The 13,992-nt window shown below is 41.5% G+C and carries 16 protein-coding genes and 1 pseudogene; 12 read left to right on the top strand and 5 right to left on the bottom strand.

What is annotated here, in order from left to right; all coding sequences use genetic code 11:
- Positions 1-228: 228 nt before the first annotated feature.
- Positions 229-2,199, top strand: a complete 1,971-nt coding sequence (locus MHI11_RS16420; protein ID WP_340961578.1) for a S9 family peptidase — start codon at positions 229-231, stop codon at positions 2,197-2,199.
- A gap of 210 nt (positions 2,200-2,409) precedes the next feature.
- Here MHI11_RS16420 and MHI11_RS16415 read toward each other — a convergent pair.
- Positions 2,410-2,709 (bottom strand): annotated as a pseudogene (locus tag MHI11_RS16415) (NifU family protein).
- 121 nt (positions 2,710-2,830) lie between these two features.
- Here MHI11_RS16415 and MHI11_RS16410 point away from each other — a divergent pair.
- Positions 2,831-3,160, top strand: a complete 330-nt coding sequence (locus MHI11_RS16410) for a YuzD family protein (protein ID WP_003212989.1) — start codon at positions 2,831-2,833, stop codon at positions 3,158-3,160.
- Between the two features lie 99 nt (positions 3,161-3,259).
- A complete protein-coding gene (locus MHI11_RS16405) occupies positions 3,260-3,490 on the top strand; it encodes a hypothetical protein (RefSeq protein ID WP_065099091.1) in 231 nt (76 codons plus the stop codon).
- A 50-nt stretch (positions 3,491-3,540) separates the two neighbouring features.
- Here the strand turns inward: MHI11_RS16405 and MHI11_RS16400 are convergent, their stop codons facing one another.
- On the bottom strand, positions 3,541-4,608 hold the full coding sequence (locus tag MHI11_RS16400; protein ID WP_065099090.1) for an NAD(P)/FAD-dependent oxidoreductase: 1,068 nt from the start codon (positions 4,606-4,608) through the stop codon (positions 3,541-3,543).
- Positions 4,609-4,863: 255 nt separating this feature from the next.
- Here MHI11_RS16400 and MHI11_RS16395 point away from each other — a divergent pair, with 255 nt between their 5' ends.
- From MHI11_RS16395 to erpA, 3 genes are all read left to right on the top strand, one after another.
- Positions 4,864-5,100, top strand: a complete 237-nt coding sequence (locus MHI11_RS16395; protein ID WP_003213414.1) for a YuzB family protein — start codon at positions 4,864-4,866, stop codon at positions 5,098-5,100.
- A 270-nt stretch (positions 5,101-5,370) separates the two neighbouring features.
- Positions 5,371-6,225 (top strand): diaminopimelate epimerase, encoded by an 855-nt coding sequence (dapF, locus tag MHI11_RS16390; RefSeq protein ID WP_044140842.1) that lies wholly within the window; start codon positions 5,371-5,373, stop codon positions 6,223-6,225.
- 73 nt (positions 6,226-6,298) lie between these two features.
- Complete coding sequence (erpA, locus tag MHI11_RS16385; protein WP_065099089.1) at positions 6,299-6,661, top strand: iron-sulfur cluster insertion protein ErpA; 363 nt, start codon at positions 6,299-6,301, stop codon at positions 6,659-6,661.
- A 123-nt stretch (positions 6,662-6,784) separates the two neighbouring features.
- Here the strand turns inward: erpA and MHI11_RS16380 are convergent, their stop codons facing one another.
- Positions 6,785-7,201 carry a hypothetical protein gene (locus tag MHI11_RS16380; RefSeq protein ID WP_340961574.1) on the bottom strand — a complete coding sequence of 139 codons (417 nt, stop codon included), beginning with the start codon at positions 7,199-7,201 and terminating at the stop codon, positions 6,785-6,787.
- A gap of 194 nt (positions 7,202-7,395) precedes the next feature.
- On the opposite strand from MHI11_RS16380, the gene MHI11_RS16375 reads away from it, so the two are divergent.
- A complete protein-coding gene (locus MHI11_RS16375) occupies positions 7,396-7,602 on the top strand; it encodes a hypothetical protein (protein ID WP_012011136.1) in 207 nt (68 codons plus the stop codon).
- Between the two features lie 45 nt (positions 7,603-7,647).
- Here MHI11_RS16375 and yumC read toward each other — a convergent pair whose 3' ends face one another.
- Positions 7,648-8,646, bottom strand: a complete 999-nt coding sequence (gene yumC / locus MHI11_RS16370) for a ferredoxin--NADP reductase 2 (protein ID WP_065099087.1) — start codon at positions 8,644-8,646, stop codon at positions 7,648-7,650.
- A gap of 391 nt (positions 8,647-9,037) precedes the next feature.
- Between yumC and MHI11_RS16365 the strand changes: the two genes are divergently transcribed.
- From MHI11_RS16365 to MHI11_RS16350, 4 genes are all read left to right on the top strand, one after another.
- On the top strand, positions 9,038-10,255 hold the full coding sequence (locus MHI11_RS16365; protein ID WP_189318741.1) for an NAD(P)/FAD-dependent oxidoreductase: 1,218 nt from the start codon (positions 9,038-9,040) through the stop codon (positions 10,253-10,255).
- Positions 10,256-10,384: 129 nt separating this feature from the next.
- Positions 10,385-10,510, top strand: a complete 126-nt coding sequence (locus MHI11_RS16360; protein ID WP_157957789.1) for a YuiA family protein — start codon at positions 10,385-10,387, stop codon at positions 10,508-10,510.
- 81 nt (positions 10,511-10,591) lie between these two features.
- Positions 10,592-10,912, top strand: coding sequence for a YuiB family protein (locus MHI11_RS16355; RefSeq protein ID WP_044140838.1), 321 nt, complete (start codon positions 10,592-10,594; stop codon positions 10,910-10,912).
- Positions 10,913-11,011: 99 nt separating this feature from the next.
- Positions 11,012-11,656 carry a 3D domain-containing protein gene (locus tag MHI11_RS16350; protein WP_003212854.1) on the top strand — a complete coding sequence of 215 codons (645 nt, stop codon included), beginning with the start codon at positions 11,012-11,014 and terminating at the stop codon, positions 11,654-11,656.
- 41 nt (positions 11,657-11,697) lie between these two features.
- Here the strand turns inward: MHI11_RS16350 and MHI11_RS16345 are convergent, their stop codons facing one another.
- Positions 11,698-12,174, bottom strand: coding sequence for a divergent PAP2 family protein (locus tag MHI11_RS16345; RefSeq protein WP_044140837.1), 477 nt, complete (start codon positions 12,172-12,174; stop codon positions 11,698-11,700).
- 325 nt (positions 12,175-12,499) lie between these two features.
- On the opposite strand from MHI11_RS16345, the gene MHI11_RS16340 reads away from it, so the two are divergent.
- On the top strand, positions 12,500-13,990 hold the full coding sequence (locus MHI11_RS16340) for a leucyl aminopeptidase (protein ID WP_340961572.1): 1,491 nt from the start codon (positions 12,500-12,502) through the stop codon (positions 13,988-13,990).
- Positions 13,991-13,992 lie beyond the last annotated feature (2 nt).

The raw sequence follows: 13,992 nt of genomic DNA, 5'->3' as shown, positions 1-13,992 counted from the left end.
TTCGCTCCGCTCCAGTACTCGTCCTTCCTAGGGCTGCAAAGGTTTTCTATCACGCTGAAAAGAAGAAAAAGAGCTAAAATAAAGATCATTTTAGCCCTTTTTCAATAACCTGAGAACGTGCTGTAAAAATGCACGTTCTTTTTTTACCCTTGTTTTTATAGGATAAAGCAGGGATTATTATTTAGAGGATCGAACTATTTTTTATGCATAAAAGGAGGAGATACATTCATGAAGAAACTGATGACAGCAGAAGATTTAACGAAGATTGTTTCTGTTTCTCATCCGGTTTATTCACCAGATGGAAAAAAGGCGGTTTTTACAAAGGTCACGGTGAATGACAAAAAGGATGATTACAATATCCATTTATGGGTTCGAGATGAAGAGACAGAGGAGCTGTCACAATGGACATTTGAGGATGGAAAGCATCATCAGCCAGTGTGGTCAAAAGACAGCAGGCAGCTTGCGTTTATTTTGCAAAAGCCAAAGGAAGCTCCCCAGCTTGCACTGATTCAGAGCGAGGGAGGCGGTGTGCGTACCTTAACGGCGATTCCATACGGAGTATCTCATCCTGTCTTTTCACCAAATGGAGCTTTCATTTATGCGGCTGTGTCACTGAAACAAACAGAGTCTATACATGATGAAAAAAAGGAAGAGCGAGATGATTTCGCTCCTGCGGTATATGATGATTTAACCTATAAAGCAGATGGCAGAGGTTTTTTAGATGGGCGTTTTACGCAGATCATTCAAGTGGATGCTCACTCAGGAGAGGTAGAGGCTGTCACAAGCAGGCAGCATCATCATGTGAATCACACGCTCTCTCCGTGCGGGAAATGGCTTGCCTATATTCAATCAAATCCTCAGAAACCTTACATAAGTGACGTGTGCCTCCGATCATTAGAGGATGGTACGACAAAGAAAATCACACAATCATCAGGCGCTTATTCTACCATGTCTTTTGCTCCTAATGGAGAAAGCCTCGTGTATATCGGACATGAGCGCGAATTTCAAAATGCTACTTTCCCAGCATTATGGCTGTATGATCTGAAGGAGGGAAATGTCGTTCAGTTGTCAGAAATGCTCGATATGTATGTGGGCAACTGTATGGCAGGGGATAGCGTTATGGGCGAAGCCAATCAGCTTCCGCAGTGGACAAAGGATAGCCAGGGATTTTATGCACTTGTTTCTGATCAAGGCAGTACAGGGATTTATTATTTCTCTGTTGAAGGCTTAGCCTATCCTGTTCGATTAGAGGCAGAACATATCACAAACTTCAGCCTTCATCCAGATGAATCCAAATTATTGCTTAGCCGACTGTCACCCGTTTCACCAAGTGAGCTGTATGAGCTGACATTAGGGGAGGCGGATCTAAAGCAAATCACGTTCGAGCATGATGAATTCCTCAAGGAGCATGTCCTATCGGTACCAGAGCCATTTTCGTTTCAGTCAAAAGAAGGCGACGAGGTGCATGGCTGGTTTATGAAGCCCTCCCAAATGGAAGAGGTGAAGACTTATCCGCTTATTTTAGAAATTCATGGCGGACCGCATGCCATGTATGGTTATACGTATTTTCATGAATTTCAAATGCTCGCCGCTGAAGGCTATGCCATCGTATATATCAATCCTCATGGCAGTCATGGATACGGACAAATGTTTACCGACCGTGTGAGAGCGAGCTATGGTGACGTTGATTATGAGGATGTCATACTGGCTGTTGATCATGTGCTGAAAGCCTATGATTTCATTGATGAGACAAGACTTGGGGTGACAGGTGGGAGCTATGGTGGTTTTATGACCAACTGGATTGTCGGACAGACCGACCGTTTTCACGCAGCCGTCACACAGCGGTCCATTTCAAACTGGATTAGCTTCTATGGCATCAGTGATATCGGTTATTACTTCACAAGATGGCAGATTGATGGGGATATTTATGATTCAGCCGATAAGCTATGGGATCGTTCGCCGCTCAAGTATGTGAGACAGGTGAATACGCCGCTTCTCATCCTGCACAGCGACGAAGACTATCGCTGCCCAGTTGATCAAGCAGAACAGCTTTTTGTAGCACTGAAGGAGCTTGGGAAAGACACAAGGCTCGTCAAATTCCCGAAGGCTTCTCATGATTTATCCAGAAGCGGACATCCGGGGCAGCGTATTCAAAGACTGACCTTTATAAAGGATTGGTTTAGAGAGAAGTTAAGTTAATAATGAAAAAACGACCCAAATCGGGTCGTTTCAGCGTGATGACAAACCCTCGCATTCCGTGTCAGTCCTGCGTGCTGGTGCTCACGAATATCAATTCGCTCCGCGCCAGTACTCGACCTTCCTAGAATTCAAGGGTTTTCATATCACGCTGAAAAGGCTAATAATGAAAAAAACGACCCAAATTCGGGTCGTTTTCATGTCATATATGAATTAGAAAACCTGTTCAACTTCTACAACGCCAGGCACTTCTTCTAATAATGCGCGCTCAATACCGGCTTTCAATGTAATGGTTGAACTTGGACAGCTGCCGCATGCACCAAGAAGACGTAATTTCACAATGCCATCTTCAATGTCTACAAGCTCACAGTCTCCACCATCACGTAATAGAAATGGACGAAGTTTGTCCAGTACTTCCTGTACTTGGTCTTTCATTTCGACTTCAGTCATTGGATATAATCGCTCCTTTCACAACATATCACCATTATATTCATCTGGACGATAAAAATCTATTGATTGGTTTCAAAGTTTCCTTCTCATTATAGCACAAACTCATCTTGAAACAAAAAGTGATTTTGACTTTTTTCATACAGAAAATTCAGCTAAAATAAAGAAAGAATAGGGGGCTTGCCAAATGAATCAAACCGTCGACCTTTATGTATATGGAAGAGATGTACTTTGCGCTAGCTGCGTGAATCTGCCTTCTTCAAAAGATACATTTGAGTGGTTAGATGCAGCATTAAAACGAAAATATCCAAATCAGCCGTTTCGCATCACATATATTGATATTGAGCACCCACCAGAAAACGAACACCAAAAGGAATTGTCTGAACGAATTCTTGATGATGAATTCTTTTACCCGCTTGTCTTAGTTGAGGATCAAATTGTTGGAGAGGGCAATCCAAAATTAAAAGACATCTATCAAGAAATGGAGAAATACGGTTACACGGAGAGCAGTGAATAAACTGTTCTTTTTTTTGAAAATAAATCGAACAAACGTTCTTTTTTAGGTTGAAAAAGAACGTTTGTTCGATTATAATCAAATGAAAGGAGCGTGAGCATCATGAATTATTTACTGAAACAATCTCTTCATCAGCAAATACCAATTGAGATGATTTATATGAAGAAAAACGGAGAGTGCACGAAGCGTAAAATCATTGTCCACCGTCAAACGGACCAGCTCATTCAAGCGTATTGTTTATCAAAAAAGACGATGAGAACGTTTCGTAAAGACTGCATCCTTGCCCTTGCTCCGATCAAATTGATCCGTTCATCGGCACATGCCGTTTCATAGAAAAAAGCTCCCTCGTCATGAAGGAGCTTTGAGAAAAAAATCACATGATGTTAGCCATTGTGATGCTTGTACATCCAAAGGAGTCCGGATTTTAGAAGTCTTGGTACACGGCCAATAAGTGGACGATCTGCTACTAAGCCAAAGCCGGCTTTTTTCCCTAAAGAGCCTAAGACACCTTTTAGCTTAAACTGAGGATAAGCCTCAGGAAGCGGCTCGTTTTTCCAGCGTTTTTGCAGAGATTGGACAATTTGTTCTGCCTGCGCCTCGGCAAGCTGTGCACTTGGGGCATGCGGCAAGCTTGCGCAATCACCCACGACATAGACGTGCTCATTTCCAGGGAGATTGTGATGAGGTGTTAGTACGACGCGGCCTTGTGCGTCTTTTTCAACATCCATCTCTCGTATCACTTTGCTTGGCTGAATGCCTGCTGTCCATACGGTGACCTCTGCTTCAATGGCGTCATCATGGTTGTAAACAACACCTTCTTCAACCTTCGTAATATTGGCACAGTTAATGATCTTTACGTCATTTTCTTCAAACCACTTTTGCACATATAAACTTAATCTTTTTGGGAAGCTTGATAGAATCAGCTCTCCGCGGTCAAAAAGAATAATGTTTAAATCAGCACGGCTTTCTCTTAATTCACTGGCTAGCTCTACCCCGCTAAGTCCAGCACCGACGATACCAACCGTTGCACCTGCACCCAAATTGTTTAATTTGTTATACGTATGTCTTGACTGATCAATGGTTTGAATGCTGTATGTATGTTCTTTCGCACCAGGGACATTATGATACTTGTCCTCACAGCCGAGTCCAATCACCGTGTCGTCATAAGGAATGGGTTCACGGTCGCTGAATAAGATCTGTTTGTTTTCAATATCAATTTTTTCTACTTCCCCATATTGAATATCCAGCTTCGGATGCTCTGGAAAAGATACTCGGATGTGATGATCAGAGATCGTTCCAGCAGCGAGTGCATAATATTCTGTTTTTAAACAGTGGTAAGGATTTCGATCAATTAATGTGATAGTAACATCATCAGGTAATTGATTTGGCAATAAGCGGTGGAGAACCCGCATATTCCCGTAACCTCCGCCGATCAAGACTAAATTTTTCATGACGATTCTCCTTTTCCCCGTAGACATTGAAAAACACTTATACTAAAAAACTTTAAGTTAAAATACCAAATAAAATTATATCGAATTTACTGTGAAACCACAATAATTGTTTCAAAATAACCTACATATTCATTAGTTAGTCCTAAATAGTAAAACATTTTACGAGTAATAGGCGTAACGATACAGGTGAAGCTCATGTTTTGACTAATAGAAGGAATTTCGGTAGGATGGTAAAGCAATGTGAGGTGAAGCAAAGTGTTCCCACTGATCGAATTTTGTGTAAGTAATCTTGCGCAAGGGTCTCAAGAAGCAAAAGAGAAGCTTGATAAAGACCCAAACCTAGACGTTATGGAATACGGCTGTTTAAGCTACTGCGGCAAATGTATGGACTCCCCATTTGCACTCGTGAATGGAGAATTTGTTTCAGGAGAAAATGCAGAGCAGCTAGTCGAGCGTATTTATGCTTTTATAGAGGAAAATGAGATGTTTTAAATGCACCACATGGGTCATGAGGTGCATTTTTTTCATACTTTCAGTTTCCATTTTTAAGGAGAATCAATAGAAAGCGCATCCAATATGTTATGCTAATAAAATATCATCAAAATGAAGCATCACACGAGAGAAAATGAGGCATATGCATAATAAAAGCCCCTTGCCATGGCAGCAAAGAGCTTTTATGTATGAAAAACGGGGGATGATAAGATTGTCTCCTGAATCGACTCCTTTTATACTATAAAGAAACAACATTTTTGGAGGACGCTCATGACATCATTTCAATTCACGAAAATGCACGGACTAGGAAATAATTATATTTACGTCAATCAGATGAAGGAACAGCTTCCAGAAGAGCAGCTATCAGAGATAGCAATCCGCGTGTCTTCTGTTTATACAGGAATCGGTTCAGATGGTATGATCCTCATTTGTCCATCAGATATTGCACCTGTGAAAATGCGCATTTTCAATAATGATGGATCAGAGGGGAAAAACTGCGGCAACGGTCTGCGCTGCGTCGCAAAATATGTGTATGAGCATCAAATCGTAACAGACACAACGTTTCAGATTGAAACATTGTCAGGACTCGTTGAAGCGACCGTTCATGTGCAGGATGGTCACGTACATTTAGTGACAGTTGATATGGGAAAACCTCGTTTTGAAAAAGAAGAAATGCCGATGCTTGGTGAACCAGCCAGCACAACGATTAATGAACCGCTTGATTTTGGCACGACGACCTTAAATGGAACGGCTGTTTCAATGGGAAACCCGCACATCGTTTTTTATTTAGAGGACATTGAAAAGGCACCGCTTGATACAGTTGGGCCAATCATCGAAAAACATGACATGTTCCCAGAAGGCGTCAATGTAGAATTTGTAGAAGTGGTCAGTGAAACAGAACTGCATTTTCGCGTGTGGGAAAGAGGGTCTGGCATTACTCAAGCCTGCGGAACGGGAGCTTGTGCGGCGGCCGTATCCACGATTGTGAATGGACAGGCGAAAAAAGAAACGGACATGACGGTTCACTTAGCAGGCGGAGATCTCATCATTCGCTGGAAAGACAATGAGCATGTGCTCATGACAGGACCTGCTGAAACGATTTGTGACGGCACATTTTATTTGTAAACCATTTATTTGAGAAAAGGCACCATCACGTTTATAATTGAAAAGAAACATCCAGTCAAAAGGAGGGATGATCATGAGTACACCAGTAACCATTACAGAAGCTGCTGCACTGCAGATTAAAGATATGATGAAAGAACATGAAGAAGAAAATGCGTTCCTACGAGTGGGCGTAAAAGGCGGCGGCTGCAGCGGTCTTTCATACGGCATGGGATTTGACCATGAAGTTTCAGAGAAAGACACGCAGTTCGAACAGCAAGGCATTCAGGTCCTTGTCGACTCCGAAAGCCTTGATATCATGAAAGGCACTATCATTGATTTCAAACAATCACTAATGGGCGGCGGTTTCACCATCGACAATCCGAACGCGATTGCTTCATGCGGATGCGGCTCTTCTTTTAGAACAGCGAAGAATACCGGTACGCCGGAAGAGTGTTAACAACTGATCATGGATTAAGATAAGCCTTCTTGTTCGTTTGTTTTTGTAAACAACACGATCGAGGAGGCTTTTTTATTGAGGAAAATCAACCATAAAAAAAGACACTCATTCAGTGTCTCTTTCTCATATAGCTTCTTCTATTTTCAACAGTTCTTTATCCAAGACATCCACCAGCTCTTGGGTGCTAAACATATAGATCACCACTTCTTTATTGCCATCTTCCACATGAACTTCAATCACAATTTTAATCTTTGCTTGTTTTTCATGGTACACCACTTCAAAAGTACCCACTTTTTTCGTTTCATTGTTTTTATTCATTTTGTGAACTTTAGAGAGTATCTGTTTGATTTCTTGATCACTCAAACCAGAATCTAAAATTGAAGTGGACACATGCTTTAAAAAAGGTTCTAGTTGATCAACATCCATATTCAATCCTGCTGCGAACTGAGCATAATGTTTATTGTAGTCTTTTGCAAACAGTTCAACTGAGCCACCAATCATCAGTAACAAGCTCAAACTGATTATTAAACGCTTAAACATCTTTCCACCTATCCTCCATTATATCTTCTTCATTTCCTATATCGGTTGATCAGATAAAACCTTCATTCTCTCTTCAACAATTTATAAATCGCTCAATTTTGTTACAGCTTGCTCTCACAACTGGCTATTTCCACCCGAAAAGAGTATCATGAGAACCAAACATAAACTGTAGGTAGAAAAGAGGTTGCTAAGGTTTGAGTGAACAAATCAATTGCAGGAACTGTCATGAACTGATTCCGTATCGTTCCAAAACGTGTCCAGCTTGCGGGATTGAGAAGCCGCTTCCGAAAAAGGAACGTGTGAAGGATCGGGTGATTTTGGTTGTGGCAGGGATTGTTGTGGTGCTGCTTGCTGCAATGGTACTTGGAATGGCGAATGCCTATATTGGGGTTTTTAAATAAACGAAAAAGGAGTTCCGCTTGTGGGAACTCCTTTTTTGATTTCGCTTATTTGTTTTCAAATAAGCTTGTGGAATGAAGAGGCTGTACACGGGCTTTCGGGTCCATGTAGGCTTTCGCATTATTGACAGCCGTTGGTGCTTCACCGAATCCGCTGGCAATCAATTTGACTTTTCCTTCATACGTACAGATGTCTCCTGCCGCATAGAAGCCTTCAATGTTTGTTTCCATTGTGGATTTCACGACGATCGAGTTCTTTTCGATTTCAAGACCCCATTGCTTAATTGGTCCAAGAGAGGAAACAAAACCGAAGTTGACGATCACGTCGTCCACATCAAGCACTTGTTTTTTGTCGCCTTTGACTTCTTCTAGCACAATCTGTTCAATGCGGTCTTCACCAATGAGCTCAGTTGGCACAAATGGTGTCACGACATTGACTTTCGAATTGTGCAGGTTTTCTACACTGTGCTCATGCGCACGGAATTTATCGCGGCGGTGAATAATGGAAACCTCTTTTGCGATAGGTTCAAGCATCAGTGCCCAGTCCACCGCAGAGTCTCCGCCGCCAAGAACAGCGACACGTCTGCCAGCAAATTGATTCAAATCATTAATGAAGTAATGCAGGTTGCTTCCTTCAAATGATTCTGCTGCATCTAATTCAAGCTTTCTCGGTTGGAATGCACCGTTACCAGCTGTGATGATGATCGTTTTAGAATAATGAATCTCTTGATTTGTCACAAGTTTAAAGATACCATCTGCCTGTTTTTCAACTGTTTCAACTGCTTGCTCTAAGCAAATGGTTTGATCAAATTTATCCATTTGTTCCTTTAAGTTATCAATTAATTCTTGTGCGCGGATTTTTGGAAAACCAGCCACATCATAAATGTATTTTTCAGGGTAAAGAGCGGATAATTGACCGCCGAGCTGAGGAAGGCTTTCAATGATTTTCACACTTGCCTGTCTCATGCCACCGTAAAACGCAGTAAACAATCCTACTGGGCCGCCCCCGATAACGGTAATGTCATATACCTTAGAATCTTCTTGCATTCCTCTAATCCTCCCAAATGAAAATTGTTATCACTATATCATATCATACCACACATCGTCGTTTGACTTGTTTTGAAAAACTTGTCGTTTTTTGATGCCGAAGCTTTGAAAAAGAGGGAAAAGTGAGAAAGACCGTTTATCATGAGGATTTTCAGTTTAAAGCCTTGAAAATTGGATCAGAACTCGCTATTATTGTTAAGGGAACTAAATATTAATTTTTTATGAATTTTTGTCGGATACGGTCAAATGCTTTCGTTTTATGTAGGTGAAAGTTCAGATTTTCACATACTTATTTTTTTGTTTAAATTTCATAAAATGCCGGAAAGCGGTTGAGAATAACGATATGTAATTCTTTATCCGTTTTACAGCAAATTTAAAAAAGGTGGATGTGATTCCAGTGAATAAACCGAAAATCGTTGTATTAGGTGCAGGTTATGGCGGATTAATGACTGTAACAAGATTAACAAAACAGCTTGGCACAAATGATGCGGACATTACTCTTGTGAACAAGCATAATTATCATTACGAAACAACATGGTTACATGAAGCAAGTGCAGGTACACTTCATCATGACCGCTGTCGTTATCAAATCAAAGATGTGATTAACAGTTCCCGTGTCAACTTTGTACAAGCAACAGTTGAAAGCATTAATAAGGAAGAGAAGAAAGTCGTGACATCAGATGGCGAACTTTCTTACGACTACCTTGTTGTTGCGCTTGGTGCTGTTCCTGAAACATTTGGTATTGCAGGACTGAAAGAATATGCATTCTCAATCTCTAACATCAACTCTGCTCGTCAGCTTCGTGAGCATATTGAGCTTCAATTTGCGACGTATAATACGGAAACTGAAAAACGTCCAGAGCGCTTGACAATCGTTGTCGGCGGTGCGGGCTTCACAGGTATTGAGTTCCTTGGTGAGCTTGGAAACCGTGTGCCTGAGCTTTGCAAAGAGTATGATATTGATCAAAAAGATGTGCGCATCATCTGTGTAGAAGCTGCACCAACAGCTCTTCCAGGATTCGATCCTGCATTGATCGACTATGCAATGAACTACCTTCAAGGTAAAGGTGTTGAGTTCAAAATTGGTACAGCGATCAAAGAATGTACGCCTGAAGGCATCATTGTTGGAAAAGACGATGATACTGAAGAAATCAAAGCTGAAACTGTTGTTTGGGCAGCTGGTGTACGCGGTAACCCAATCGTTGAAGAAGCTGGATTTGAAAACATGCGCGGCCGCGTAAAAGTATCTCCAGATCTTCGTGTACCAGAAAATGATGATGTATTCATCATCGGTGACTGTTCATTGATCATCAATGAAGAAATCAACCGTCCATACCCACCAACTGCACAAATCGCGATGCAGCAAGGTGAAACAGTAGCGAAAAACCTTGCCGCACTAGTGAAAGGTGGTTCTCTTGAAAGCTTTAAGCCAGACATCAAAGGAACAGTTGCTTCTCTTGGTGAACACGACGCTGTAGGTGTTGCGTTTGGTAAAAAACTTCAAGGAACAAAAGCTTCAGCAATGAAGAAAATCATCGACAACCGTTCTTTATTCATGGTTGGCGGACCAGGACTTGTTCTGAAAAAAGGAAAATTCAAGTTCTTCTAAACCATCATAGACAAAAACGTGTATCCTCGTGATACACGTTTTTTTTTGACATATTTTCTTACTTGGTTATCGGCAGTAAAGTATGGTATGATAAATTATCAGAAAATTTAGATTAAGGGAGTGAGCAATATGAATGCACATACAAAAGAAAAGAAGTCCACCTGTCAATATTGTTCGGGGAAAGGATATTTTCAGCTATTGCTCGGCGGATCTGAAACATGTGAGGAATGTAAAGGGACAGGAAAGAAGCTTTAATCCATCTGCTTTTTCCATTGATTGACTTCATCTCTATTTCCAAGTTAAACTAATGATGGGATATTTGGGGGTGGAGATGAAGTGATCAGTTTACCAGTCGTTATCATTTCAGTTATTTTATTTTTCGTGTTATTCTTCGGCATTGGCTTTTTGCTCAATATGCTGCTGAGAATGTCATGGATTATGGCTATTTTATATCCAATTGTATGCCTTTTCATTATCAATAATCAAAAGATGATCGCTTATGTCAGAGAACCGGGCACCGCTTTTTCAGGAATAGGAGACCGCATTGTCTCTCTCGCTGCGGCCGATATCATGATCTTGTTAAGTGGTCTGATTGGTGCAATTGCATCAGGTTTTGTCATCAATGCACTTCGAAAAAGAGGATATCAAATGTTTTAACTCACTTGTGGACATGCAAGTGGGTTTTTTTGTTTCTCCTTTGCATAGTTTCCATTTTGTTTGGAAACAAATAGATGGGTAGAGGAGTGACAAATAAAGATGAAAACATGGATGAAACGATTGTTCATGACAGCCCTTTTTATGCTTGCTCTTTTGACAAGCTTTACGGGCATATCTGGAGTTGAACCAAGTGATGTAGCTGCCTGGGTGAAAGAGACTGACCCTGGCAAGCAAGTATCTTCTTTTTTCCAACAGCAAAAAAGAGAAACGATGGCACTCAAAAGTGATGACTTGCGGGCTATTTCTCTCGAAGAAGCGTTTAATTGGAACGATTACCCGAAGCAAAAGGTTGTCGCCACAGGCTATACAGCAGGTGTGGAATCAACAGGTAAAACGAAGGAACACCATGCATATGGCATTACATATTCAGGCGTCAAAGTGAAACGTGATTTATATTCAACCGTGGCAGCAGATCCATCAGTCTTTCCGATTGGAACTGTTCTCTTTATCCCAAACTATGGCTACGGAGTGGTCGCAGATACGGGAAAAGCCATTAAAGGTCATAAGCTTGATTTATACTATGAAACCGTAGATGATGTGTATAGAGAATGGGGTAAAAAAGTGCTCGATGTGTATATCATCAAAAAGGGCGAAGGAACGTTAACGGAAAAAGACTTAAACCAGCTTAATGAAGCAAAATCAATGCAAGTATTCCGTCAACAGTTTCAAGCCAATAAAGAATAAAAAAGCTTTGGACAAGTTTTAGGTCCAAAGCTTTTTCGCTTCTACATGAAGTAATAATCTAAGATGAGTGTCAGTAAGACCCCTGTTAAGCCGCCAAAGAAGACTTCAATCGGCTTATGACCAAGAAGCTCTTTCAATTTCTTTTGCTTTTCTTTTTCTTCCGCACTCGGGAAATTCTTTGCTTCAGAAACAAATCGGTTAAAATCTGTTACCAGCTTGTTCAGTACAGTCGCCTGTTCTCCTGCCTGTCTGCGTACACCTGTTGCATCGAACATGGTAATAATCGCAAAGATGGCTGAAATCGCAAAGATCGATGTATTTAGCCCGTGCTCTAAAGCCACTGCTGTTGAGAGTGCTGTTACGGCTGCGGAGTGTGAACTTGGCATTCCGCCTGTGCTTGTAATGAGCGACCAATCTAGTCGTCTAGAAATGATAAATTGAATCGGTACTTTTACAAATTGAGCAAAAAAGATGGCTGCAAGGCTGGCAAGCAGCGGAAAATTCGTCAGTACGCTCATGAACAAGAAACATCCTCTCTGTAAGAAAAAATATCGTGCAAAATGATGGACTGTGTACCCTAGTATGATGAAAAAATGATAGCAGATTCAAATGCTGCCAAGTCCATGTTCAATTATAACATTAAAGAAAGTAGATGTGGAACGGGGAGACGCGGACGGGCTGTACAAGTTTTCATCGCTTTTTCATGATGCCCTTCCGCGTGTGAAAATATAAATGTTCATCAAGTAAAGACAGACTGGCAATGATCGTATAGACCCGCAAATTTTGATATAATAGAAGTTCCAATGTGAAAAATGGAGTTCATTGAAGGAGCGTGTGATAAATATGTTTTTCTCGACAAATGAATGGCAACATAAAGATACACTGGCGATCGGACTTTTTCAAAAGAGCCAATTATCAGGAAAAGCAAAAGAAATGGATGAATTACTTGAAGGACGAATCACTGAATTATTAAAAGAAGGCGATATTTCATCTAAACGAAATCAGCTTTCGAAGTTTTTCCCATCCCCTGAAACAGGCATCAAACGCATTTATTTTGTCGGGCTTGGGAAGGAATCAGATTACACGTTTGAAGAGGCAAAAGAAGGATTTGCCCACCTATTTAAAAAGCTTCATCAAGATAAAAAGCAAGCGGTTTCTGTCTTGCTAGATACGTTTATTGGAAAGGATCTGCCTGCCCAAGATACAGCCCATGCCCTTTCTGAAAGCTGCCTTTTAGCTACATATGAATTACAAGATTTTAAACATAAAACAAATGAACCAGATCGCTTTATCGAGTTTGTTTATGCAACGACGGATCATGATACAGCAGAAATTCAGGCAAGTCTGAAAGTGGGCGAGGTCTACGGGCAGTCCGTCAATTCGGCTCGTACCCTTGTGAATATGCCGCCGAACATGCTCACATCATCTGATCTGGCTTCGTACGCGGCAGAGCTTGCGTATAAATACGAATTTGAGATTGAAATTTTAGATAAAGAACAAATGGAAGAGCTCGGGATGGGCGGGATTCTAGCTGTCAATAGAGGCTCAACAGAACCACCAAAGCTCATCGTTCTGAAATATCAAGGCAAGGAAGAATGGACGGACGTGATTGGGCTTGTCGGTAAAGGCATCACATATGATACTGGTGGCTATTCGTTAAAGCCAAGAGCCAGTATGGTTGGGATGAAAACTGATATGGGCGGCTCAGCCTCTGTTTTAGGTGCTATGGAAATCATCGGTGAGCTGCGCCCAGAGCAAAATGTCATTGCTGTCATTGCCTCGACAGACAATATGATCTCGGCTGACGCTATGAAGCCGGATGACGTCATTGTGTCGCTTAGCGGTAAAACAATCGAAGTGCTGAATACGGATGCAGAAGGCCGTCTTGTTTTAGCAGATGGGGTGACATATGCGAAGCAGCACGGTGCCTCTGTTCTTGTAGACGTGGCGACATTAACAGGCGGAGTCATTGTGGCACTTGGAAATGAGACAACAGGCGTCATGACAAATAACGATGAACTGTATGCCCAGTTTAAAGAGGCATCAGAAGAATGCGGTGAAATGATTTGGCAGCTGCCAATCACTGAAAAAGATAAAAAGCGCGTACGAAACAGCAAAATGGCGGATCTCAATAACTCACCAGGCCGTGATGGACATGCGATCATGGCAGGAGCATTCATTGGTGAGTTCGCTGAGGATACGCCTTGGGTTCACTTGGATATTGCAGGAACAGCAACAACAGAAAAGCCTTCATGCTTTGGGCCAACAGGGGCGACAGGTGTGATGGTAAGATCACTCGCAACGTTTGTGGAACGATTTGAAGGAAAGAAATAAAG

Source organism: Bacillus sp. FSL K6-3312 (genome assembly GCF_038007485.1).
Classification (GTDB): domain Bacteria; phylum Bacillota; class Bacilli; order Bacillales; family Bacillaceae; genus Bacillus; species Bacillus pumilus.
This window is presented reverse-complemented; position numbering and strand designations above follow the sequence as displayed.